Consider the following 22464-nt stretch of genomic DNA (forward strand, 5'->3'; position numbering starts at 1 on the left):
TCTGCTTACGGTCCGCGGCTGGCTTGGGAGTGGCCCGTCGCCCTCGATGTAATTCGCTGTAAATAATGGATTTTCCAAGGCTGGAATCCCTGGCACGGAATATGCTTTTCATACCAGTGAGAGAAGAGAAAGATCCATGAAACAGGCCCTGACACTACTGAATACGCTGATCATCGGTTTCGCCGCCGTCGTCTGGACCGACACCGGTGAAAGCTCCGACCCGGTGCTCGCCGACCGCGAGATGCCGGCCGCCATCGTCAGCAGCTGCGCGCTGACCCAGGCCGCGGACAGCGGGATCTGTCACGAATCCTCCTTCGACCGCCGCTGGGTGGCCAAGACTGTCCGGGGCGACCTGTTTATCGTAACGAATGAACGCTGCACCGGCAGTGATTGCCGCGCCTGGCTGGTGGAGAAGACCGAAGCCGCCGCGACCACACTGGCCAGCTTCGATGCCACCTTCCGTCTGCACGAGGTCAAGGGCGGTTACCCGGTGATCGAAAGCTATACCGGCATGTCCGCCACCGAAGGCGCCTACAGCCGCTACGAGTGGAACGGCAAGACCTACGACCGCACCGCCAGCCGCCTGGTCTATAACGTGGACGGCACGGAATGCGGGACGCGCGAGGAATGCCGTCACGCGGCCAACGAGGCGATCGCGCAGAAACAGGTCGATCGCGCCGTGCGCATCTGGGAAAACGTCGGCGGCGTCTCCTGGATCTGATCAGCCCACCGCACTCCCGCAAACCGATTCACCCCATGCCCGCGTCAGCGGGCATTGTGTTTTTGGGCGGCATCAAACCCGGTTTCTGCCCGTGGTTTTTATCCTCCGCATTTTGGGGAACAATAGGGTTCATCGAAAAAATAATCATCGAATCCCGTTCCCATGACCTTCAAGATACGCATCCAGTCCAGCGGTCGTGAATTCACCGCTAAAGAAAATGAAAGCGTGCTCGCCGCGGCGCTGCGCCAGGGTGTGATGCTGGCCTACAGCTGTCGTAACGGCGCCTGCGGCACTTGCAAGGGCAAAGTCCTCTCGGGCCGGGTCGATTACGGGACGTATGAAACCAAGGCCATGAGCGAGGCGGAACGGGAACAGGGGCACGCCTTGTTCTGCCAGGCCAAGCCGCTGTCCGATCTGGTGATCGAGGCGAAAGAGATTGCCGCCGCCAGGGACATCCCCATCCGTATCATGCCAGCACGCGTTGTGAAAATGGAAAAGCTCGCGGACGACGTAATGCGGCTGTCGCTCAAGCTGGCCGAGGGCCAGCGCCTGCAATACCTCGCCGGGCAGTACATCGACATTCTCCTGAGCGGTAACCAGCGACGCAGCTTTTCGCTTTCGACCTCGCCGCTTTCGGATGAGTTGCTGCAATTACACATCCGTCACGTGCCGGGCGGTTTTTTCACCGGACACGTGTTCACCAAGATGCAGGAAAAAGACCTGCTGCGTTTTCAGGGCCCGTTCGGGATGTTTTTCCTGCGCGAGGACAACGATCGCCCGGCGATCCTGATCGCGGGTGGTACCGGTTTTGCGCCGATCAAGAGCATCCTGGAATATGCCTTCGCCAAGGGCGCCACGCGCCCGCTGCACCTGTACTGGGGCGTGCGCGCCAGACGCGATCTGTACCTGCACGACCTGTCGCAAGCCTGGGCCAGGGAACACGGCAATTTCAGATTCACACCGGTGCTGTCCGAGCCGCGGCCGGAGGACCGGTGGGACGGGCGCCGGGGCTGGGTGCACGAGGCGGTGGCGGCGGATTACCCGGATTTGAGCGGTTACGAGGTTTACGCCAGCGGCCCGCCGCCCATGATCGAGGCGCTCAAGGCCGTGGTGAAAAAACATGGCCTGCCCGAGGACCGCTTGTATTATGATTCTTTTGAGTTTGCTCACTTGCCGGCTCCGTAAGGGAGCCGCTTTTCCGGGAGAAAAACCATGCGCATGATTCTCGTGACCATCTTGTTCGCTTTGACGCTGTCCGCCTGCGGCGAAAAGAAAGAGCTCAAGGACACGGTGTTCGCCCCGGCGGTGCAGGCCAAGGACAAGGCCCGCGCGGTGGAGGACAAGTTAAAAGAGGGTGCGGAAAAAACCCGCGAAGCCGTGAAGGCATCTGAACAGGATGCCGGCGCGGAACTGCAAAAGGGTTATTGAGAAACTCCGGGATGATCGTCACCATCCAGTTGCACGGCAAACCGATGCGCGTGGAACTGAGCGCCGCCGCCGAACGCGCCTTGGCGCAACGCACCAATCCCCTGTTCGCCGAGGTGCAGCTGATCTTCGGCTGCATGATCGCCAAGCGCGTGTGGTTCCGGGATGAGCCGGTAACAAACGCGGTTGCGGTGAATTCGAGGCTGAACGTGTGGTTCCGCCCGGCGCGTTATGCCAAGGCCTGCAGTTTCGACGACATCGACAACGGTGCCGAGGCCAGCGACTATCCGGTGGCGGGCGACCGCGGCCGCTTCGTGCCGGACCTGCTGTCCATCGATTATCGCGGCGGGAAATTTGTCGGCGATTTTACCTATTCGATGGACGAGTTCCGGGCGCAACAGGCGTTCCGGGATTTGCCGAACTAGGGCAGGGCGCTACGAGTACAAAGTACAAGGTGGCAAATTTCAAACTTTGTACTTTGTACCCTGAACGCTGAACTTTTATTTACCTCGCCGCGCGAAAGCGGGAAATGGTTGATCCCAGTCCACGCGCGGGGGTGGCGCGCGATTCGCTGGCGGCCAGTTCGAGGCCGTGGCGGTAGGCGTTGAGTGCCTTGTCTTTCTCGCCGAGTTTTTCCAGCAGACTGCCCAGTTCGCGATAGGCGTCCACCGGGCCGTGCTGCGTCAGGCAGGTTTCGTAATAGCCGCGCGCCTTGTTTTCCTCTTTGCTGCGCAACGCCAGGCGCGCCAGCGTAAGAAGCAGTTTCGGGTCGTCACGGTGCGAGGCCAGCCAGCCCTCGGCGGTTTCCAGCTGTTCCGCCGGATTCGGTCCCTGCGCCTGGCCGTACAGCTCCACCAACTCCGGATCCCAGCCGTTCTCGACGGCGGCGCGCAGCGCCGACTCGGCCTGCGCCATTTCGTTCTGCTGAATCAGCTGGCGCGCGTAGATCGCGATCATCGAGGGATGGCGGCGCAGGGTCTTCGGCACCGCGTTCCATGCCTTGTCCAGCACGCCCGGGCGGCCGGAGGGGATGGAGAGCCTCAGCAGTTCCCGGTGCGCCTGCAATTCCAGCTCGTCGATCTCCCGGGTGGTCATGGCGTAGCTCTGGCGCAGGTCCGGCATCAGGTTGATCAGGCCGGTCCAGTCGCGCAACTCGAGGTGCACCTGCGCCAGCAGTTTCAGCACCTGCCGGTGTTTCGGGGCCTCGGCGCGCAGTTCGTTCAGGGTCGCCAGCGAGCGCTCCAGCTGGTGCGCCCGGTGTTGCAGCCAGGCCTGTGTCATGCCGATGGCGAGGTCGTACTGCGGCGCGTTCTTGTGCGCCAGCGCCAGGTACTCGTCGCGTTTTTCGCTGTTGCCCTGGCCTTCGCAGGCCATGGCCGCGCCCAGATAATTCAGCAGCGGGGTGTCGCCATGGCGCATGCCGGCAAGCAACTGTGTTTCGGCCTCGACCCAGTTGCCTTCCGCCAGATTCGTCAGGCCCTGGATGAGCGCAGCGTGCGCCGTGCGCGCCTGGCGTTTTCCGCGCCAGCGGCCGACGTCGCGCGGGATGCGCCACAGGCGCACGATCATGAACAGCAGCAGGTAGAACAGGAAAAATCCCGCGACCATCAGCGGAATGAAAACCGTCAGCGTCATCTCCACGCTCCACGGCGGGCGCGAAATCAGCACGTAACCGGGATTGTCGATGGCGTAGAAGGTGATCAGCGCCGCCGTGAACAGCAGGACGATGATGAAAATCAGCGTCTTCACGGCGCCTCGCCCCGCTCGTTCAGGCGCCGCAAGGCGGCCAGTGATCCGGTGATGTCCGGCGTCTCGGTGATCAGCTTCATGGCCAGCAGGTGGTCGAGTTCAGCCTGCATCGCGGTGACGACCTGGGATTCGACGTCAAAGTAGTCCTTCAGCAGGCGCTGCGCGGCCTTGAGGTTCTGCTGATAGGTGGGGACGCTGCCCTGCAACAGCGCCTGTTGCGCGCCGTACAGCATCAGGCGCAGGTTCTCGCGCAGGAAGTACTGCTGGTCCGGCGGCAGCAGCGGGCGCTGCGAAGCCATGTCGTCGCGGATGCGCACCAGCGAAAGGATGTCCTGCCACAGGCTGCGCGCGGTCTGGCGCCAGTTGCCGTCGGTGCTGGCAACCTGTGCGTTACCTTCCTTGACCGGTGTTTTGGCCGCTCCGGCTTCACGCAGGCGGATATCCAGCGCCAGCGGCAGTTTGTCCGCGGTTTCCGCCAGTGTCACGAGGCGCAAGGCGATGCCGCTGATATCCAGTTTGTCCTGCGATTCCAGCAGTGTGATCTCGCGCGCCAGCTGGCGCCGCACCGGCAGGAATTTGGGCATCGCCAGTTGTTGCAGCTGCTGGTCGGCGGCGCGCAGCGCGGCCAGCGCGGAGTGAGTGTCGCGCGCCAGCTGCAGGCGGTTGTTGGCGATCACCATCAGCTGTTCGGTTTCGGTCAGCGACCATTCCATGCGGTTGCGCCGCAGATCGCTGTTGAGCTTCTCCAGCGAGGCCTTGATCGCGTCCTGGTTTTCCTTGAGGGTCTTGATGTCCTTTTCGGCGTTGGCGACGGTTTCCAGGGCCTGGTTGGAGTCGGACTCGATGCGGTCGAGCGCGCCGACGATATCTTGCGTGAACAGGTCGGCGTTCTGGTAGAACATGACGTACCACAGGTAGCCGCTGGCGATGAGCGCGATGGTGGCAAGAATGACGGCCAGTCCGCCGCGCACGCGGCCCTGGCGTGCGCCATGCTCGGGATTTTTCGGGGTTGCCCCGGCAGCCTGCGCCGCGGCGGGATTATTGGCGTCCGTGTCGGTCATGGGATTTCCGGCTGTGTGCTTGACACGATTATAAGGTGTTTTGCCCGTCCCGCCATGCCTGGATGGCTTCCAGAATGGCTTCATCGCCGGCCATCGCCACCCGCGGCTCGGTCGTGAAGCCCAGCTCGCGGCAGACCTGCGCCATGCGTTCACTGACCACGACCACGGGGGTGCGAATCAGCCACGGCCGGCCGTCCGTGCCGAGCATGTCGAAAAGATTGCGCAGGCCGTCCACGCTGGTAACGCTGACGATATCGACCTCCCCGCGCTCCCAGCGGTGCCGCAGCGGCGTGGGGTCGGTGGCGGGGCGCAGGCGCCGGTAGCACTCGGCGTACTCGATCTCCGCGCCGCGCGCCTTGAGGGTGTCGCCGAGCAGCTCGCGCCCGCCGTCGCCGCGAAATATGACGATGCGTTTGCCCGCCACCTGTTGCAGTTCGGGCAGCGCCAGCAGCGCCTCGCTGTCGAAACGGTCCGTCGGCGCCAGCACATTTTCGATCCCGAGACGTTTGAGTTCGCGCGCGCTGCCGCGGCCGACGCAGGCCACGCGCAACGTCGGTGGCAGCCCGCCGCGCGCGCGTATCAGGTTCATGGCGCGCTTGACCGCATTCGGGCTGACGAAGATTGCCAGCGCAAAGTCCTTCAGGCGTCCGACGACGGCGAGCAGGGCCTGCGTATCCTTCGGTTCCGCGATTTCGATCACCGGAAAACGGATGGCCTCGCCGCCGCGTGCTTCAATGAGATGCGCGAGATTTTCCGCTTGGTCGCGCGGGCGGGTGACGAGCACGCGCACGCCGGCGAGCGTGCGTGGCGGGACAGGGGATTCAGGCACGGCCGTATACCTTGTCAAGAATTTCCCGGGCGCCCTGCGCGAGTAATTGCTGCGCGAGTCGTTCACCCAGTTGTTCCGCCTGCGCCGCCGGCCCGCGGATTTCGGCGCGCAACAGGCGGCTTCCGTCCGGTTCGCCCACCATGCCGCGCAGATGCAATTCCTCGCCGTGCAGTTCGGCAAAGCCGCCGATGGGTACCTGGCAACCGCCTTCGAGGTGGGCATTCATCGAGCGCTCCGCCGCGACGCATGTCTGCGTCGCGCGGTGGTTGAGCGGCGCGAGCAGCTCGTGCGTGGCGCGGTCGTCTACGCGGCATTCGATGCACACCGCGCCCTGGCCGACGGCCGGCAGGCTTACGGCCGGGTCGAGCCGCTCGCGGATGCGCGCCTCCATGCCGAGGCGCTTGATGCCGGCCACGGCCAGGATGATGGCGTCGTACTCGCCGGCGTCGAGCTTGGCCAGGCGCGTGTTGACGTTGCCGCGCAGCGTGGCGATCTCGAGCTGCGGAAACGCCTCGCGCAGCTGACACTGGCGGCGCAGGCTGGAGGTGCCGACGCGCGCCCCGCGCGGCAGCGAAGCGAGTGTTGGATATTTATTGGAGATGAAGGCGTCGCGTGGGTCCTCGCGTTTGCAGATTGTGGCGAGGTGCAGGCCGTCGGGCAGCGTGGCGGTGACGTCCTTCAGCGAATGCACGGCGATATCGGTACGATTTTCCAGCAGCCCCGTTTCGAGTTCCTTGATGAACAGCCCCTTGCCGCCGACCTGTGCCAGGCTGCGGTCGAGAATGCGATCGCCCTCGGTGGTCATGGTGACCAATTCGACCTTGAGGCCCGGGTGGTGGCGTTCGAGCGCATCGCGCACGTAATGCGCCTGCCACAGGGCGAGTTGGCTTTTTCTTGTTCCGAGGCGGAGGGTTTTCATTTGGTTTTGTGCTTTTGGGCGAAGTCTGGAGTCTTCGCCCATTTTATAAGTAATCAGTCAGATAGTCTTTTTTGGATTTCCAGCCGTGATTTTCGGCTTGCTGTCATTCCCGCGAAAGCGGGAATCCAGGTTTTGAATGATCAAAAGCCGCCTTCGGCGGCTTTTGACTTTTAAAAGCTACTTGTGGGTCAGCCACCCACAAGTATGCGTCGCCGAAGGCGACACAAAACTATCGCTCTCCCTAGCCCTCTCCCCTTGCGGGGAGAGGGGACAAAAAGAAAAGCCGCCCGGAGGGCGGCTTTGTTATTTAAACCCTGGACCCCGGCCTCCGCCGGGGTGACGAAAACATAATCAACCGGCCATCGGCCGGTTCCGCGCCCATCTCCGTACCTGCGCCGTGTGCCGGCGGCTGACGTCGAGTTTCTTGTCGTAGTTCTTGAGGCTGATCTGCCAGGTGCCGGCGGGGTTTTTCTCGATGCCCTTGATGGAGCCGGTGGACACCAGCGCGTTGCGGTGGATGCGCAGGAAACGGTCGCCGAATTCCTTTTCCAGGTTCACCAGCGAGTCCTCGATCAGGTGTTCCTCGGCGGCGGTGCGCACGACGACGTACTTGCTGTCGGCCAGGAAATAGAGGATGTCCGGCACCGGCACCAGGCGGATGTTGCCGCGCAGGTGCACGCTGATGTGGGTGCGCGAGGCCGGTTCGGGGCGCGCCTGGCTGATCTCGGCGATCTGCTTGGCCGTGAGCTTGTGCGCCTTGGACAGCGCCTTGGCCAGGCGGTCCTTGCGGATGGGCTTGAGCAGGTAATCCACGGCGTTGACGTCGAAGGCGTCGAGCGCGTGCTGGTCGTAGGCGGTGGTGAAGATCACCGCCGGCGGGTTCTCCATGCCCATCAGGTGCATCGCGGCCTCGAGGCCGTCCATGCCGGGCATGCGGATGTCCATCAGCAGCACATCGGGATTGAGCTCGGAGGACTTCTCCACCGCCTCGGTGCCGTTCATGGCCTCGCCGACCACGGTGTAGCCGCCGATGTCGTTCAGCAGTTCACGCAGACGGTCGCGCGCCAGTTTCTCGTCATCTACGATCAATACTCTCATAAGTTGTCTCCGCGTATCGGCAGTACGACCGTGACAGTGAACAAACCGTTCTCCTCGGCGCTCGTAAGCGCGGCCTGTTCGCCGTAATGGCTCTGGAACCGCTGGCGTATGTTGTCCAGCGACTGGCCGGGGGTTGATTTTGCCTTTTTCGGGCGGGTTTTGGGGAGGGGGTTGGCGACCCGGATATGAATCCGGTCGCTGTCTTCCCACAGACGCACGTCAATGGCGCCACCGCCCGGCAACTCCTCGATGCCGTGGCGAATGGCGTTCTCCAGCAGCGGTTGCAGCGTGAGCACCGGCATCACCGCCTTGCGCGGGAACTTGCCGATGTCCCAGTTGACCGTGAGCCGGTTGTCGAGGCGCAGCGCCTCCAGCGCCAGGTATTTCTTGGTGACGTCGATTTCGTTCTTGACCGGCACCAGCATTTCGTCCTGCGACAGCATCATGCGGAACAGGTCGGCCATGTCCTCGATCGCGGCCTCGGCCTTCTCCGGCTCGCTGCGCGTGAGCGAGGCGATGATGTTCAGGCTGTTGAACACGAAATGCGGGCGGATGCGTGACTGCAGCGCCTGCAGTCTGGCGCGCGCCTCGGACAGCGTGCGGCTCTGCAATTCGTGCTTGGCGAGAAACAGCCGCAGCAGCAGCCCGTTGATGATGGCGCTGATGGTGAGATTGATGATGTGAAAATCCGCATACCATGCCGGCCGCGTGCTGTTCAGCCGGCCCAGCGCCCACAGCAGCCAGACCACGCATTCGCTCACCACGAAGGTGGTGAGCAGCAGCAGCAGATAGGCCGCGCCCAGCGCTTGCAGGTTGGGCAGGCGGTTGAGATATTTGCGCGTGTAGCACAGCACGGCGGTGCCGGCGAGCGCCACCCACTGGATGAAAATCGAAATCAGCAGCAGGTCCTTCCACGCCGTGGTCGCCAGGAAATTGCGCGGGATGATGAGATTGATCACGATCGCTAGCATTTCCGCGACCACGACCACGTTGAACACCACCTCGCCGGTGCAGAAGTTCGGCAGGAATTCGGGTTTCTCGCCCGGCGGCGCTTCGGCCGCCGGCAACAGGCGCTGCCCGGTCGCGCGCGCGCCGCCGCGCAGGCGATCCAGCAGTAACCGGGTTTTGGCGGCGAGTTCCATGGATCAACCCCGCACGATCGGTATTTTCACTTTCACGTGATACTGGCCGCCTTCCTGGATGACCTGCATGCTGGCGGCGCTGCCGAACTGCGTGGCCAGGCGCTGGCGGATGTTTTCCTGCGCGAGCTTGTTGCCCTTGTTGTGGCCTTCCTTGCGCACGTCCGGGAGCGGGTTGCTGATCATGATGTTGAGCATCTCGCCCTCGGCCCACATCTCGATCTTGATGGTGCCGCCGGCAAAGCGCGGCTCGATGCCGTGGTAGATGGCGTTTTCCAGCAGCGGCTGCAGGGTCAGCGCCGGGATCAGCGCCGCGCGCGGGATGTTGCTGACGTTCCACTTCACCTGCAACCGGTCACCGAGGCGGATTTTCTCCACCTCCAGGTACTGGCGCGAGATCTCGCGCTCGGCGGACACGGGCACGAGCTTGCGCGCGTCCGCCAGCAGCACGCGGAACAGGTCGGCCAAGTCGTGCAGCACCGCCTCGGCCTTGGAGGGATCGCTGCGCGTGAGCGAGGCCACGCTGTTGAGGCTGTTGAACAGGAAATGCGGACGGATGCGCGACTGCAGCGCCTGCAGCTTGGACTCCTGTTGCAGCCGGTGGTGCGTGTCGGAGCGTTCGCGCATGATCAGGTAGCGCAGGCCCAGCGTGCCGACGATGGCAGCGATCATGAGACTGCGTATCAGGAGCGTTTCGCGCCATGCCGGCCAGCGGTCTTCGATGATGGAGAGATGATGCAGCAGGTAGATGATGCCGTCGATGCCGACCGAGGTGACGAGCAGCAGCATGGTGATCACCAGTGCCGAGCCGGTGACGGTCGAGGCGCGTCGCAGCAGCGGCGAGATGATTTTCAGCACGATGATGCTGCACAGCGCGATCGACACCGCGAATACGGACAGCAGAGAGAAATCCTGCCATGCCTGCTCGTTGAAGTCGGCGTTGCGCCCGATGGTGATGATGATGGCGATCAGTTCGGCCAGGATGACGAACTGCAGGAGCATGCTGAAGCTCCCGAATTCGGGAAGGAACGAGTGTTTTTCTGCGCTAGTGTTGGACATGGAATCCGCTCGAACGTACGACTATCCGGCGTGCTTCCGCGCCGGATCAATGTTGCTTTTGGACCTGAGCAGCTGGTGCACGACGGGACCACTGCGCCCCACCGTCTGAATTTATAGCTTAATTATATAAGTTACGGCGAACGGATGGGGTTCAGGCGGGGAAAAACGCCGATTTATTTGGGCGGCTTCTCAAGTATACTTTCGGCCGCGCGGGGCATAAAAAAACCCCCCGTTTTGAGGCGGGGGGCCTAATCCTGATCCGGAATTCGGGGTGGGGGTGCACAAAGGAGAGTCCGAATCAGGCGCTACAAGCGAAAACATAGCCGGATCGTTTCGCCACAACAATAAAAGGCCGATAATCGTGACCCACATACGGACAAGCGGCGCCGGATAAAGGGTTTTACCGGAACAACGGTCTTGATCGCCGTCGCGCACTCTCGTCGTTGAAAGGAACCATGGCAAAACAAAAACCCTGGAGCGGGCGCTTCACCGAACCCACCGACGCCGCCGTCGAGGCCTTCACCGCCTCGGTCGATTTCGACCGCCGGCTGTACGTCTACGACATCATGGGTTCGATCGCGCACGCGCAGATGCTGGCGAAGGTCGGTGTGCTCACGAAAAAAGAGTGTGACGCCATCGTCAGGGGCTTGAAGGAAATCGAGGCCGAGATCGACGCCGGCAAGTTCGACTGGAGCGTGGCGCTCGAGGACGTGCATATGAACATCGAAGCGCGCCTGATCCAGCGCATCGGCGAGGTCGGCAAGAAGCTGCACACCGGCCGTTCGCGCAACGACCAGGTGGCGACCGACCTGCGCCTCTACCTGCGCGACGGTATCGACGTCGTGAGTCATGGCCTCGGGCAACTGCAACAGGCGATTCTCGATATCGCCGAGCGCGAGGCCGCGACACCCATGCCCGGTTTCACGCACCTGCAGGTGGCGCAGCCGATCACCTTCGGCCATCACATGCTGGCGTGGTTCGAGATGCTGGCGCGCGACGCGCAGCGCCTACAAGACTGCCGCAAGCGCATGAACATCATGCCGCTCGGCGCCGCGGCGCTGGCCGGGACGAGTTTCCCCATTGACCGCGCCTGGACCGCCAAACTGCTCGGCTTCGACTCGCCTGCGGAGAATTCGCTCGACGCCGTTTCCGACCGCGACTTCGCCATCGAATTCGTCGCAGCCGCAGCGCTGCTGATGACGCATCTGTCGCGCATGTCCGAGGAACTGGTGCTGTGGTCCTCGAGCCAGTTCGGCTTCGTCGAGCTGTCGGATGCCTATTGCACCGGCTCGTCCATCATGCCGCAAAAGAAGAACCCCGACGTGCCGGAGCTGGTGCGCGGCAAGACCGGGCGCGTGAACGGCCATCTCGTCGCCTTGCTGACGCTGATGAAGGCGCAGCCGCTGGCCTACAACAAGGACAACCAGGAAGACAAGGAACCGGTGTTCGACACCCTCGACACCATGCTCGGCAGCCTGCGCGTGTTCGCCGGCATGATCCCGTCCATGAAGGTGCGGCGCGACCAGCTGCTGCGCGCGGCGGTCATGGGCCACGCCACCGCCACCGACCTGGCCGATTACCTGGTGCGCCAGGGCGTCGCCTTCCGAGATGCCCATGAAATCGTGGGCAAGGCCGTACGACTGGCGATCGACACCGACCGCGACCTGTCGCAGATCGACCTCGACGAGTACAAAAAGCTCAGTCCCGCCATCGGCAAGGATGTGTACGGCGTGCTGACGGTGGAAGGTTCGCTTAAGGCCCGCAACCATCTGGGCGGCACTGCGCCCTCGCAAGTGAAGGCCGCGATCAAGCGCGCTCGCCAGCGGATGCAACGATCGATGCCCAAGGGCGGGAAATAAACGCTCGTCGTGTCAGCCAGCCCGAACACCGCCGGAGAGCAAACCGCGGACAGCCGTCGACGCCGCAAGACCGACTGGCAACAGGACACGAAACACCGTGCCACTCTTGACGCCATGCGTGTCCCGCCGTGGGAGGAGCAGCGCACACAGTATCTCACCCGTCTGCTGTTCTGGGTGCTGGGGCTCGCCTATTTCAATCTCGGCGGCGCGGCGCAGACCAGCGCCTGGGTCAGCCTCGCGGTCTTCAATGCGGTGTTCCTGTTCTACGGGGTTGAGATCGCCTGGTTCATGCGTCACGCCGCGCGCCGGCTCGACGTTCGCTGGCGCTGGCACGTCACCATGTGGGTCGATCTGCTGGCGGCCTCGTTCGCCATCCTCGCCGACCCGGCGGCGATCTCGCCGGGTTTTCTCGTCTACCTGATGGTGATCCTCGGCAACGGCATGCGCTATGGGCTGAGGCTGTTCGCCGAAGCGGTCGCCGGCAGCCTGTTGTGCGCGCTGCTGATCATCGGTCTGCGGCTGTTCGACTACCTCGATGCGATCTCCGTGAGCGCCGCCTTCTTCCTGCTGTTCTTCGTCATCATCGTGCTGTATTCCTATTCGCTTACCGCCAACATCGAGAAGGGCCGGCGGCGGACCGAAGACGAGCGTGACCGCGATCACCTGACCGGCCTGCTCAATCGTCGCGCCCTGTACGAGCGCGCCGAGCGCCTGTTCCGCGATCCCGCCACCGGCAGCGAGCCGCTGGTGGTGTTGTTCGCGGACCTCGACCGCTTCAAGGCGGTCAACGACAACCACGGTCACCACGTCGGCGACCGCGTACTGGCGGATATCGGTCGCCTGTTCGCCGGATCGGTGCGAGATACGGACCTGGTGGCGCGTTATGGCGGTGACGAGTTCCTCCTGATCCTGCGTGACATGGATCTTGCCGAGGCCGGCGTGCTGGCCGAGCGCCTGCAAAAAACCTTGGCCGATTGGTCGCGGCGTGAAAATGTCGACCTGAGCCTCTCGGTCGGCCTGGGGCAATATCCGGATCACGGGGCCGACCTCAAGGCCGTCATCGAGCGCGTCGATCAGGCGATGTACCGGAGCAAACTCGTGCGCGGAGGTGGCGGTATCCTGCAGGTGGGTCAGGTCGTGCCGGCGGTAGCGGCCCCATGAAGACGCTGGACGAGTTGCGCCAACGCCTGCGCCAGTTCGCGCGCGAGCGCGACTGGGAGCAGTTTCACTCGCCCAAGAATCTCTCGATGGCGCTGATCGTCGAGGCCGCCGAGCTGGTCGAGCATTTCCAGTGGCTGACGCAGGAGCAGAGCAAAAAGCTGCCCGAAAAAACCCTGCGCGAGGTCGAGCAGGAAATGGCGGACGTTTTTATCTATCTCAACCGCATGGCCGATCTGCTGGGCATCGACCTGCTCGACGCCGCCCGGCGCAAGATGGAACACAATGCAAAAAAATATCCCGCGCACGAAGTGCGCGGGAAAGCAGACAAGAGATAACTGCTTATCTCGGCCCCATCCGCCCGGGCCGCTCCGGACGCGGCGACATCCCGCGATCGAAACCCGGACCGCTGTCGTCCCGGCGCCATTTTTCCTTGTATTCCTGACGTTGCTCCGGCGTCATGTTCTGCCATTTCGCGCGCAGTTCGGCGCGCCGCTCGGGCGGCAGATTCTTGAACCATTGGGCGCGGCGGCGCAGGCGCTCCTGCTGCTCGGGCGGCAACTGGTGGAAACGCTCGTAGCGCTGGCGCGCCATCTCGCGCTGTTCCGGCGTCATTTGCTGCCAGCGGGAGAAGCGGTTCTTCGCCTGGGCGCGCTGCTCGGGTGTCATGGATTGCCAGCGCTTGGCGCCGTGCTGCAGGCGCTCGCGCCGCTCCGGCGGCAGGCTGTCCCAGCGTTCCTGAAAAGGTTTCAGGGTCTGCTGTTCCTCCTTGCTGAGCTGGTCCCAGGCAGGGGCGGTGCCGCTCTCGGCAGCCAGCGCAAAGGCTGGCCACAGCAACAGCAATCCAATAATCAGGCGTCTATTTGGCTTCATCATAAGGCGGTTCCTCCGGCAAATCCGGGAGCAATCCGGTATCGATGGCGCTCAGGACTTCCTTTCCCGAGTCGCCTTTGGTTTCAAGGCTTCCCAAAAATTCGATCAGCTCCATGTCGGCGGTTTCCGGCTTGTCCGCCGCGGCCACCGCCAAGGGCAACGCCAGCGTTACGCCGACGATCCACGTTTTAAACGGCATTCTCGCTGCCTTCGAGCCATTCGTAGAACTCCAGCTCGGTAAAGAAATCCGGATTCTCCTGCGCCGTCAGCAGTTCAATGTCGCCCACGCTGGTCTGCATGAAATTGCCATTCGGGGCCGAGAACCACAGCAGCCCGGCCACGGCCAGCGCGATGCCGGCGGTGGCGAAGCTGCCCACCGGCAGCAGCCAGCCCGGACGCGCATGCACCGGCCTGTGCCGGCCCTGCTCGATGGCCTGACGGCGCGCGGCGCGCAGGCGTGCGACGGTGCCGGCGTCGAGATTGTTCCCGGTCGCGTCGAGCGCGCGTTTCGCGTCCCGCAGGAATTTGTCTTCGCTTGCCATGGTTACAAATGATCCTCCAGCTGTTCGCGCAGCGCGTGTACCGCGCGCGAGTAATGCGTCTTGACGCTGCCTTCCGAGCAGCTCATGGCGCGCGCCGTCTGCGCCACGTCCAGTCCTTCCCACACCCGCAGCAGGAAGGCCTGCTGTTGTCGCGCTGGCAGCGTGTGTATCGCCGTCTCCAGCGCCGCCATCGCCTGTTTGTCCTTCATCTGCGTCGGCGGATCGGGGCTGCGGCCGTCGGCGATGTTCTGCAGCGGATCGTCCTCGTCGTCTTCGTCGCGCTTGCCGAACCAGACGCGCAGCCGGTTGCGAACCTTGTTGCGCCGGTGCCAATCGGTGATCCGGCTTTGCAGGATGGTATGAAACAATGGCCCCCATTCCTGCTCGCCGCGGCTGGCATAACTGCGGACCAGCGTCAGCATCGCGTCCTGCACGATATCGTGCGCATCGTCCGCGTCGCCGGTCGCGAGCCGTGCCATGACAAAGGCGCGCCGTTCCACGCCGGCAAGAAAACGATCCAGGGCAGGCAATGGCTCCAGCGGAGATTCCTCATTAATATGGTTTGCCGCCGGCTACTCCGGCGTTGGAGCCGTATCATCGGCCATCACCGGTCACCCTGCCAGCCTCAGGCGACACCGCCCTTGCATCGGCTATAACAACGCCCGGCGCCGGTTTCGGTTGACGTACAGGGGATTTTGGCCGGGCCGGCTGGAATGCTACATTAGCGGTCAAAGAGGCGGCCTGGACCGCTCGTATCGGATGGGGTGGGCGGTGGTGCAGAATTACAACAATCTTCCTTACGATTTCCTCGTGCACGGCGATCGGCGCAAGGCCGACCGTCGCCAGCAGAATCTCGACCGGCGCGGCGTGCTGCGCTGGGACCCGCAGATGAAGGAGCGTCGCCTCGGCAGGGACCGGCGACAGGCGGGAGCCGCCGCGCGCGGGCGCTAGGCCCTCAAACCCGCCAGAAGGCGGTCAGCATGTTGTCGGCGGAGGGCGGGAGCGGGAACTGCTCGCGGCGCATGTTGTCGAGCGTGTTCGAGATGCGCCCGAAGTCCAGATGCAGATGCCGGTACACCTGCCGTTGGCGCGGATTCAGCTCACAGTCGGCGCAGCGCCAGTAGGCGCTGCGGCCGTGCGCCAGGTAGTAATTCAGTTCGCCGCGCACCATCAGGCGTTCGCGGAATATCCCGCTCATGAACAGGGTGTATTCGCCGAGATGGCGCAGGATGAAGCGCCCGTGGGCGGGACTGGCGGCTTCGCCCTGTTGCCAGGCTTCGAGCAAGTCCACGAGGTATTCGAGCGGCCGGCCATCGGCATCACGCAGTGCGTGAAACTGCCGGCGCTGCGCGAAACGGGCCAGGATGTCGCTGACGTAATCCACGGTGGCCGGTTCGGTGATGCCATGGCGGTGAAAGCCGTGGCTCACCTGATGCCGGAAGAATTGATAGAGCGAAGGCAGCCGCATCATTCATCCTCCTGTTGCGCTTTGACCATCGGGCGCGTCGCGGATTCCGTGTGCTCCATGCCCGGCCGGGGAAAACAGCCCGTGGCCGCGCATTGACTCGCCCCTAGCCCCGCGTATCATCTGCGCGCCGCGTGGGGGGTATTCCGCGTGGCGACCAAGTCTCTATCAATAATAGTCAATCTATCAGGAGCGTGTATGAAGCGTTATGTACTGTGGGCGGTGCTGGCGGCGGTGCTGGTGGCCGGCCCGATGGGATGCGGAAAGAAGGAAATCGAGGAATTGAATGCCAAGGTGGCGCTGCTGCAGAAAGACCTGACGGCTGTCACCGCGGACCTGGCGGAAAAGAGCAAGGCCGCGGAAGAAGCGGGCGCCAAGGCCAGGCAGCTGCAGGCCACCGTGGACACCCAGGCGGCCGAGCTCGTGAAGGTCAAGGCCGAGCGTGACCGGCTCAAGCGTGATCTGGCTGCCCTGAAAAAGAAGAGACGTTAGCAAGCTCACCGCCGGCAGCCGCTGACGGCTGCCGGCCGTTCCCGGACCGGGAGCGGGCATGACGCAGCGGACTGCACACGCGGGGAACGCTACAATCCTGCGTCATGTCCGACAAGCTGGATAAGGTCATTGCCTGCCACGAAGCTACCAAGCATCATTATCACGCCTATGCCCCGGGGCCAGGCATGCTCGACTGGGCGAGCCAGCCCGATCCGTTCCGGCGCTATGCCGGCACGGAACTTTTACATCTCGACAAATATCCCTTCACTGATGGCCCGTCTTACGAACAGGCACTGATCGAAGGCCGCGTCGAACCGGCGACGCTCACGCGCGAAACCGTTTCGCGCCTGCTCTATGACAGCATGGCGCTGTCGGCCTGGAAGCAGGCGGGCGGCAATCGCTGGGCGCTGCGCGTCAATCCTTCCAGTGGCAATCTGCATCCGACCGAGGTTTATGTCATCAGCGGCCCGGTCGCCGGCCTGCTCGACGTGCCCGCCGTGTGTCACTACGCGCCGAAGCTTCATGCGCTGGAAGTGCGCGCCCGTTTCGCCATCGAGACATGGCGTGATCTGGTTGCCGGGCTCCCGCCACAAACGATCATTATCGGCCTGTCATCCATATACTGGCGCGAGGCCTGGAAGTATGGCGCCCGCGCCTTCCGCTACTGCCAGCATGACGCCGGTCACGCCATCGCCGCCGTCGGTTTTGCCGCCGCCGCGCTCGGCTGGAAGACGATGCTGCTGGATGACCTGGGCGATGAGGCCATCGCGGGCATGCTCGGTCTCCCGCGCGGGCACGAACCGGAGGCGGAACGGCCGGAATGTTTGCTGGCGGTGTATTCGCAGGCTCATGCGTGTGATGTGCGCACACTCCCGCATGCGACGATGACGGTGATGGCCGGGAACGAATGGCACGGCACGCCTAATGTATTAAGCCCCTCCCATCGCCCCTGGCCGATCATTGACGAAGCCGATGCGGCCACGCGCAAGCCCGACACCGTCACACCTTATATAGGGAGCACATCACCAGAGCCGGTTGAGCCGGCCCCGATCGATGCCACGGTTCTTTTGCGGCGCCTGATTCATCAGCGCCGCAGCGCGGTGGCCATGGACGGTCACACCGGGCTGCTGGCCACGGGATTTTATTCGATGCTGTCGCGTTGCCTGCCTGGGATGAAAAGATTTCCCTTCAATGCGCTGCCGTGGCCGCCGGTGGTGCATCTCCTGTTGTTCGTGCACCGGGTGCAGGATGTTCCGCCCGGGCTTTATCTGCTGGTGCGCGATCCGGCACAGGCAAAAGACCTGCAGGAAAAATTCGACAAGGAGTTTGAATGGGCTCGTCCCGACGGCTGCCCGGAGGATTTATCGCTGTACCGTCTGGCCGGCGGCGATTGCCGGAAACTTGCCGAACGCGTGAGTTGCCATCAGGAAATCGCGGCCGACGGCGTATTTGCTGTGGGCATGCTCGCCGGATTTGAATCTCCACTTAAGACCTGTGGCCCGTGGTTTTACCGCCGGCTTTACTGGGAATGCGGTGTCATCGGCCAGCTGTTGTATCTGGAGGCGGAGGCTTACGGCATTCAGGCCACCGGCATCGGGTGTTTTTTCGACGATCCCGTGCACGAGTTGCTCGGGCTCAGGGACCGGAGTTACCAGAGCCTGTACCATTTTACCGTCGGCGGTGCCGTCATCGACACGCGTCTGACGATGCAGCCGCCTTATCCGGACCCGGGGCCGGCGCAAGACACTTGAATCATCGCGGCCTGGCCCCAATGAAGACGCTATGCCCAAGGAAGAAGAACCATTGAAAATGGACGCCGAAGGCGTCAACGAGACCCCCGCCGCCGCTGAAACCGGGGGCGGCACGCTGGCGCGCCCGAGCGATGTGCTGCCGGGGCTGCTGCATATTTTGCCGCTCGCCAACCGCCCGTTTTTCCCCGCGCAGATGGTGCCGCTGGTGGTGGACCGCGAGCCGTGGCAGCGCACGGTGGAAGCGGCGGTCGAGTCCGGTCAGCACGTCGGCCTGGTGCTGATCCGCGGCGACGACCCGCAAACTGCCGGGCCCGACGATTTCTACACCATGGGCACCGCCAGCCGCATCCACAAGGTGGTGCAGCTGGACGACAAGCTGCAGCTGTTCGTCGAGGGCCTGCAACGTTTCCGCATCGCCTCGTGGGTGACGCGCGAGCGCCCGTTCGCGGTGCGCGCCGAATATTTTCCCGAGACCAGCTACAAGGACGTGCCGGAACTCAAGGCCTACACCGTGGCGGTCATCAACACCATCAAGGAACTGCTGCCGCTCAATCCGCTGTACGGCGAGGAACTGAAATACTTCCTGAACCGCTTCGGCCCGGACGATCCGGCGCGTCTCGCGGATTTTGCCGCCAGCCTCACGACTTCCGACAAGCAGGAGCTCCAGGAGGTGCTGGAGAGAACCCACATCCGCGAGCGCATGGAAAAGGTGCTGGTGCTGCTCAAGAAGGAAGTCGAGGTCGCCAAGGCGCAGATGCAGATCCACAAGAACGTGGAAGAAAGCATGGAGAAGCGCCAGCGTGAATTCCTGCTACGCGAACAGATGAAGGCGATCCAGAAGGAACTCGGTATCGCCAAGGACGATCGCACCGCCGAGCTCGACAAGTTCCGCGCGCGCCTCAAGGATCTGACGCTGCCCGAAGAGGCGCAGAAGCGCATCGACGAGGAAATGGAAAAGATGTCGGTACTCGAGGTCGGCTCGCCGGAGTACGGCGTGACGCGCAATTACCTCGACTGGCTGACGCAACTGCCGTGGGGTAAGTGTTCGAAGGACAAGCTCGACCTCAGGCACGCGCGCAAGATTCTAGATCGCGACCATGACGGACTCGCGGACGTCAAGGGTCGCATCATCGAGTTCCTCGCCGTCGGCGCCATGAAGGGCGAGATCGCGGGTTCCATCCTGCTGCTGGTCGGGCCGCCCGGCGTGGGCAAGACCTCCATCGGCCGCTCCATTGCCGAGGCGCTCGGGCGCAAGTTCTACCGTTTCTCGCTCGGCGGCATGCGCGACGAGGCCGAGATCAAGGGCCACCGGCGCACCTACATCGGTGCCATGCCGGGCAAGTTCATCCAGGCGATCAAGGACGTCGGCACGGCCAATCCGGTGATCATGCTGGACGAGATCGACAAGATCGGTGCTTCCTACCAGGGCGACCCGGCTTCGGCGCTGCTGGAGGTGCTGGACCCGGAACAGAATCGCGATTTCCTCGACCATTATCTGGACGTGCGCTTCGACCTGTCCAAGGTGCTGTTCGTGTCCACCGCCAACCAGCTCGACACCATTCCCGCGCCCCTGCTCGACCGCACGGAAGTCATCCGGCTGTCCGGCTATATCACCAGCGAGAAAATGGCGATTGCGCAGCATCACCTGATTCCGCGCCAGATCGAAAAAGCGGGTCTAAAGCCGGGCCAGATCAGGATCGATGACGATGCGGTGCGCGAGGTGATAGAGCGCTACGCCCGCGAGGCCGGCGTGCGCAGTCTGGAAAAACGCCTCGGCCAGATTATGCGCAAGGCGGTGGTGAAGATTCTCGGCGGCACCAAGCCGCCCATCCGCGTGGGCGTGAAGAATCTCGAGGAATATCTGGGCAAGCCGCTGTTCAGGCCCGAAAAACCCCAGCAAGGCGTCGGCGTGGTCACGGGTCTGGCGTGGACACCGCTGGGCGGAGCGACGCTGGATGTTGAAGCCACGCGTGTGCACCAGGCGACGCGCGGCTTCAAGCTTACCGGCCAGCTCGGCGACGTGATGAAGGAATCAGCGGAAATCGCCTACAGCTACATTTCCTCGCACTGCAAGGATTATGGCGCCAAAGCGAACTATTTCGAGAAGGCCTTCGTGCATCTGCACGTGCCGGCCGGCGCCACTCCGAAAGACGGCCCGAGCGCCGGTGTCACCATGGCGACGGCGCTGCTCTCGCTCGCACGCGGTAACCGGATTGCCAGCCCGGTCGCCATGACCGGCGAGATCACGCTGACGGGCCAGGTGTTGCCGGTGGGCGGTATCCGTGAGAAGGTGATCGCGGCGCGCCGGGCGAAGATTTCCGAGCTGATACTGCCCGAGGCGAATCGCGGCGATTTCGACGAGCTGCCGGCGCATATCCGCAAGGGAATCAAAACGCATTTCGCGAGCCATTACCGGGATGTGGCGAAAGTTGTGTTTCCGAAAAAGAAATAGCAGGGGAGAGCGATTCCGTGGGAAGTTTTGTCGGCTTCAAGTGCCAATTCTGCCAGTACGAGGAACCCGGCATCGGCATCGGCCGCGGCAAGGCCGGGTTCCCGTTCCTGGCGCTGTACCGCTGCAACCACTGTCACACCATTGGCAGCACCTGGATATATGAAAACAAAATCCCCCGCTGCAGCCAGTGCTATGACGACGCGCTCACCATACTGCCGGAGGACACCCGGCGCGTGAACTGCCCCAAGTGCGGCGAACCGGGGGTTATCACGTCCAAGGAAGGAAGCTGGGAATAAGCGCGTGAATCGTGAGTCGTGAGTCGTAAATGCGGTTCACGACTCACGGTTTACGGTTTACGAACCAAGCGTCACGTCCTCGCCCGACTGCTCGCGCACAAGCCGTGAAAGCTCGGCGAACAGTTCCCCGCCGCCCTGATCGTTGACCCACTCACCGTTGACGTAACCGTAATGAAAGCCGCCGGAGCGGGCGGCGACCCAGATCTGTTTCGCCGCGCCCTGCTTGTTGATGATGATCTTCGAGCCATTGGCGAATTCGAGCGTCAGGATGCCGCCGGCGCCCTCGAAATCGATGTCCGCGCCGCTTTCCTCGATGGCCTGCTCGATACGCAGCAGGGTGTCGGTGGCGCGCTTGTCGAATTCGGATTCGTTCATGGCTGTGGCGGTGGCGGGTGTTTATAATGGCGGCCCATGTTACAAGGAAGCGCGGCGTCGTTACAGGGGCGTCAACTCATCCCGGCATGATGCAAAAAAAGAAAATCCTGCTCCTCGGCGAATATGGGGCTTTCAGCCAGCGAATCTGCCGCGCTCTTTCCGGATCTCCTGACATCGAGTGCGTCATTGGCGTGGCCGACGCCCGCCGTCGCGCGCGGCTCGAGCGGGAAACCGGCCAGACCGTTGTCGCCGTTCCCCATGATCCGCATTCGATCCGGCGCGCCCTCGAAGATGTTTTTGCCGTGATCAATGCGCGCGGGCCTTTTCTGGCCAGGAATTACACGGTGGCCGAGCAGTGCGCCGAGCGCGGTGTGCACTACGTGGATCCGGCGGATTCGAACGACTATGTCAGTGGTCTTGCTCGCCTGGCGCGCAAGGCGGAAAAGCACGGCAGCCTGATCGTGACGGGCGCGGCCGCCGCGCCGACGGTTTCCGCCTTGCTGGTGGACATGCTGGCGCCGGAATTCGACCACATTCATGAAATTCATGCCTGCCTGGCGCATGGCAAAAACGATTGCCGGGATTTTGCAATCGCGCGCGCGATCCTGGGGTATGTCGATCTGGTGTCGCGCATGAAGGAAAAAGGCCGCTGGCGCGAGTTTCAGGGCTGGACCCGCCCGCAGTCGGTATATTTTCCCGCGCCGGTGGGCCGCCGCCGCGGCTACCTGTGCGACGGACTGGATCTCGATATTTTTCCAAAGCGTTACGGGGCGCAAACCGTGACCTTCCGCACCGCGCTGTCCTCCCGCGCCAGCAATTTTGTATTGTCATTCAGCCGCTGGCTCAAGCGCCGCGGCATGATGCGCAGCCTGCCGTCACCCGTGAGGGTCTCGCTCCGTGCCATCAGCACCTTGCCCCGTTTCGGCGATCCCAACGGTGGACTGGGCGTGGAACTGCGCGGGGACAAGGGCGGTGTGCCGCTGACCCGTTCGGTTTTCCTGGTGGTGCGCGATGGCAATACCCCGGCTATCGCTGCCGCGCCCACCGTCGCGCTCGTCAGGAAATGGGTGCGCCAGGGCGTGTCCACCGCAGGGGTCACGCCCTGCGTGGGTCTGCTCGACTGGCCGGAGGTGCGTAACGAGCTCATGGGCTACGACATCGTGCTGGTGCGCGCCTGACGAGGCTGGATGCAGAGTGAGCG

General features: G+C 63.2%; 26 protein-coding genes. 13 read left to right on the plus strand and 13 right to left on the minus strand.

What is annotated here, in order from left to right; all coding sequences use genetic code 11:
• The first annotated feature begins 136 nt into the window (after positions 1-136).
• The 4 genes from SCL_RS03110 (at position 137) to SCL_RS03125 (ending at position 2571) form a co-directional block, all read left to right on the plus strand.
• Positions 137-721: a hypothetical protein gene (locus tag SCL_RS03110; protein ID WP_096359870.1), complete on the plus strand. Its 585-nt coding sequence runs from the start codon at positions 137-139 to the stop codon at positions 719-721.
• 162 nt (positions 722-883) lie between these two features.
• Entirely contained in the window at positions 884-1906 is a 1023-nt protein-coding gene (locus tag SCL_RS03115) for a CDP-6-deoxy-delta-3,4-glucoseen reductase (protein ID WP_096359871.1), read from the plus strand.
• A gap of 27 nt (positions 1907-1933) precedes the next feature.
• Positions 1934-2149: a hypothetical protein gene (locus tag SCL_RS03120; protein WP_096359872.1), complete on the plus strand. Its 216-nt coding sequence runs from the start codon at positions 1934-1936 to the stop codon at positions 2147-2149.
• 11 nt (positions 2150-2160) lie between these two features.
• On the plus strand, positions 2161-2571 hold the full coding sequence (locus SCL_RS03125; protein ID WP_096359873.1) for a hypothetical protein: 411 nt from the start codon (positions 2161-2163) through the stop codon (positions 2569-2571).
• A 79-nt stretch (positions 2572-2650) separates the two neighbouring features.
• Here SCL_RS03125 and SCL_RS03130 read toward each other — a convergent pair whose 3' ends face one another.
• The 7 genes from SCL_RS03130 to SCL_RS03160 form a co-directional block, all read right to left on the minus strand.
• A complete protein-coding gene (locus SCL_RS03130; RefSeq protein WP_172425898.1) occupies positions 2651-3895 on the minus strand; it encodes a heme biosynthesis HemY N-terminal domain-containing protein in 1245 nt (414 codons plus the stop codon).
• Positions 3892-4956 carry a uroporphyrinogen-III C-methyltransferase gene (locus SCL_RS03135; RefSeq protein WP_172425899.1) on the minus strand — a complete coding sequence of 355 codons (1065 nt, stop codon included), beginning with the start codon at positions 4954-4956 and terminating at the stop codon, positions 3892-3894. The genes SCL_RS03130 and SCL_RS03135 overlap by 4 nt, the downstream gene beginning before the upstream one ends.
• Positions 4957-4984: 28 nt before the next feature.
• Positions 4985-5785 carry a uroporphyrinogen-III synthase gene (locus tag SCL_RS03140; RefSeq protein WP_096359876.1) on the minus strand — a complete coding sequence of 267 codons (801 nt, stop codon included), beginning with the start codon at positions 5783-5785 and terminating at the stop codon, positions 4985-4987.
• Positions 5778-6704 carry a hydroxymethylbilane synthase gene (gene hemC, locus SCL_RS03145; protein WP_096359877.1) on the minus strand — a complete coding sequence of 309 codons (927 nt, stop codon included), beginning with the start codon at positions 6702-6704 and terminating at the stop codon, positions 5778-5780. Before hemC ends, SCL_RS03140 begins: the two co-directional genes overlap by 8 nt.
• 351 nt (positions 6705-7055) lie before the next feature.
• Positions 7056-7802 carry a LytR/AlgR family response regulator transcription factor gene (locus tag SCL_RS03150; RefSeq protein ID WP_096359878.1) on the minus strand — a complete coding sequence of 249 codons (747 nt, stop codon included), beginning with the start codon at positions 7800-7802 and terminating at the stop codon, positions 7056-7058.
• On the minus strand, positions 7799-8944 hold the full coding sequence (locus SCL_RS03155; protein ID WP_096359879.1) for a sensor histidine kinase: 1146 nt from the start codon (positions 8942-8944) through the stop codon (positions 7799-7801). Before SCL_RS03155 ends, SCL_RS03150 begins: the two co-directional genes overlap by 4 nt.
• Before the next feature lie 3 nt (positions 8945-8947).
• Positions 8948-9943: a sensor histidine kinase gene (locus tag SCL_RS03160; protein WP_172425900.1), complete on the minus strand. Its 996-nt coding sequence runs from the start codon at positions 9941-9943 to the stop codon at positions 8948-8950.
• A gap of 512 nt (positions 9944-10455) precedes the next feature.
• Between SCL_RS03160 and argH the strand changes: the two genes are divergently transcribed.
• From argH to SCL_RS03175, 3 genes are read left to right on the plus strand one after another with little or no spacing between them, the layout of a single operon-like run.
• On the plus strand, positions 10456-11859 hold the full coding sequence (argH, locus tag SCL_RS03165; protein ID WP_096359881.1) for an argininosuccinate lyase: 1404 nt from the start codon (positions 10456-10458) through the stop codon (positions 11857-11859).
• A gap of 9 nt (positions 11860-11868) precedes the next feature.
• Positions 11869-13020, plus strand: a complete 1152-nt coding sequence (locus SCL_RS03170) for a GGDEF domain-containing protein (RefSeq protein WP_148664960.1) — start codon at positions 11869-11871, stop codon at positions 13018-13020.
• On the plus strand, positions 13017-13355 hold the full coding sequence (locus SCL_RS03175; RefSeq protein WP_096359883.1) for a nucleotide pyrophosphohydrolase: 339 nt from the start codon (positions 13017-13019) through the stop codon (positions 13353-13355). Before SCL_RS03170 ends, SCL_RS03175 begins: the two co-directional genes overlap by 4 nt.
• Positions 13356-13359: 4 nt before the next feature.
• Here the strand turns inward: SCL_RS03175 and SCL_RS03180 are convergent, their stop codons facing one another.
• Genes SCL_RS03180 through SCL_RS03195 form a run of 4 tightly spaced genes read right to left on the minus strand, consistent with a single transcriptional unit; the run spans position 13360 to position 14911 of the window.
• Positions 13360-13893, minus strand: a complete 534-nt coding sequence (locus tag SCL_RS03180; RefSeq protein ID WP_197702692.1) for a DUF3106 domain-containing protein — start codon at positions 13891-13893, stop codon at positions 13360-13362.
• Positions 13877-14089 (minus strand): hypothetical protein, encoded by a 213-nt coding sequence (locus tag SCL_RS03185; RefSeq protein WP_096359884.1) that lies wholly within the window; start codon positions 14087-14089, stop codon positions 13877-13879. The genes SCL_RS03180 and SCL_RS03185 overlap by 17 nt, the downstream gene beginning before the upstream one ends.
• Positions 14079-14432, minus strand: a complete 354-nt coding sequence (locus SCL_RS03190; protein ID WP_096359885.1) for a DUF3619 family protein — start codon at positions 14430-14432, stop codon at positions 14079-14081. Before SCL_RS03190 ends, SCL_RS03185 begins: the two co-directional genes overlap by 11 nt.
• Positions 14433-14434: 2 nt before the next feature.
• Positions 14435-14911 carry an RNA polymerase sigma factor gene (locus SCL_RS03195; protein WP_096361814.1) on the minus strand — a complete coding sequence of 159 codons (477 nt, stop codon included), beginning with the start codon at positions 14909-14911 and terminating at the stop codon, positions 14435-14437.
• A gap of 292 nt (positions 14912-15203) precedes the next feature.
• On the opposite strand from SCL_RS03195, the gene SCL_RS03200 reads away from it, so the two are divergent.
• Positions 15204-15383 carry a hypothetical protein gene (locus tag SCL_RS03200; RefSeq protein ID WP_148664961.1) on the plus strand — a complete coding sequence of 60 codons (180 nt, stop codon included), beginning with the start codon at positions 15204-15206 and terminating at the stop codon, positions 15381-15383.
• A gap of 4 nt (positions 15384-15387) precedes the next feature.
• Here the strand turns inward: SCL_RS03200 and SCL_RS03205 are convergent, their stop codons facing one another.
• Positions 15388-15903, minus strand: coding sequence for a hypothetical protein (locus tag SCL_RS03205; protein ID WP_096359887.1), 516 nt, complete (start codon positions 15901-15903; stop codon positions 15388-15390).
• 192 nt (positions 15904-16095) lie between these two features.
• Between SCL_RS03205 and SCL_RS03210 the strand changes: the two genes are divergently transcribed.
• The 4 genes from SCL_RS03210 (at position 16096) to SCL_RS03225 (ending at position 20888) form a co-directional block, all read left to right on the plus strand.
• Positions 16096-16389, plus strand: a complete 294-nt coding sequence (locus SCL_RS03210; protein ID WP_096359888.1) for a hypothetical protein — start codon at positions 16096-16098, stop codon at positions 16387-16389.
• Between the two features lie 104 nt (positions 16390-16493).
• Positions 16494-18140, plus strand: a complete 1647-nt coding sequence (locus tag SCL_RS03215) for a SagB/ThcOx family dehydrogenase (protein ID WP_096359889.1) — start codon at positions 16494-16496, stop codon at positions 18138-18140.
• A gap of 31 nt (positions 18141-18171) precedes the next feature.
• Entirely contained in the window at positions 18172-20592 is a 2421-nt protein-coding gene (lon, locus tag SCL_RS03220; protein ID WP_096359890.1) for an endopeptidase La, read from the plus strand.
• A gap of 17 nt (positions 20593-20609) precedes the next feature.
• A complete protein-coding gene (locus SCL_RS03225; RefSeq protein WP_096359891.1) occupies positions 20610-20888 on the plus strand; it encodes a hypothetical protein in 279 nt (92 codons plus the stop codon).
• A gap of 57 nt (positions 20889-20945) precedes the next feature.
• Here SCL_RS03225 and cyaY read toward each other — a convergent pair whose 3' ends face one another.
• Positions 20946-21263 carry an iron donor protein CyaY gene (gene cyaY / locus SCL_RS03230; protein WP_096359892.1) on the minus strand — a complete coding sequence of 106 codons (318 nt, stop codon included), beginning with the start codon at positions 21261-21263 and terminating at the stop codon, positions 20946-20948.
• 86 nt (positions 21264-21349) lie between these two features.
• On the opposite strand from cyaY, the gene SCL_RS03235 reads away from it, so the two are divergent.
• Complete coding sequence (locus SCL_RS03235) at positions 21350-22441, plus strand: saccharopine dehydrogenase family protein (RefSeq protein WP_172425901.1); 1092 nt, start codon at positions 21350-21352, stop codon at positions 22439-22441.
• Positions 22442-22464: the final 23 nt, after the last annotated feature.

Source organism: Sulfuricaulis limicola (genome assembly GCF_002355735.1).
Taxonomy (GTDB): Bacteria; Pseudomonadota; Gammaproteobacteria; order Acidiferrobacterales; family Sulfurifustaceae; genus Sulfuricaulis; species Sulfuricaulis limicola.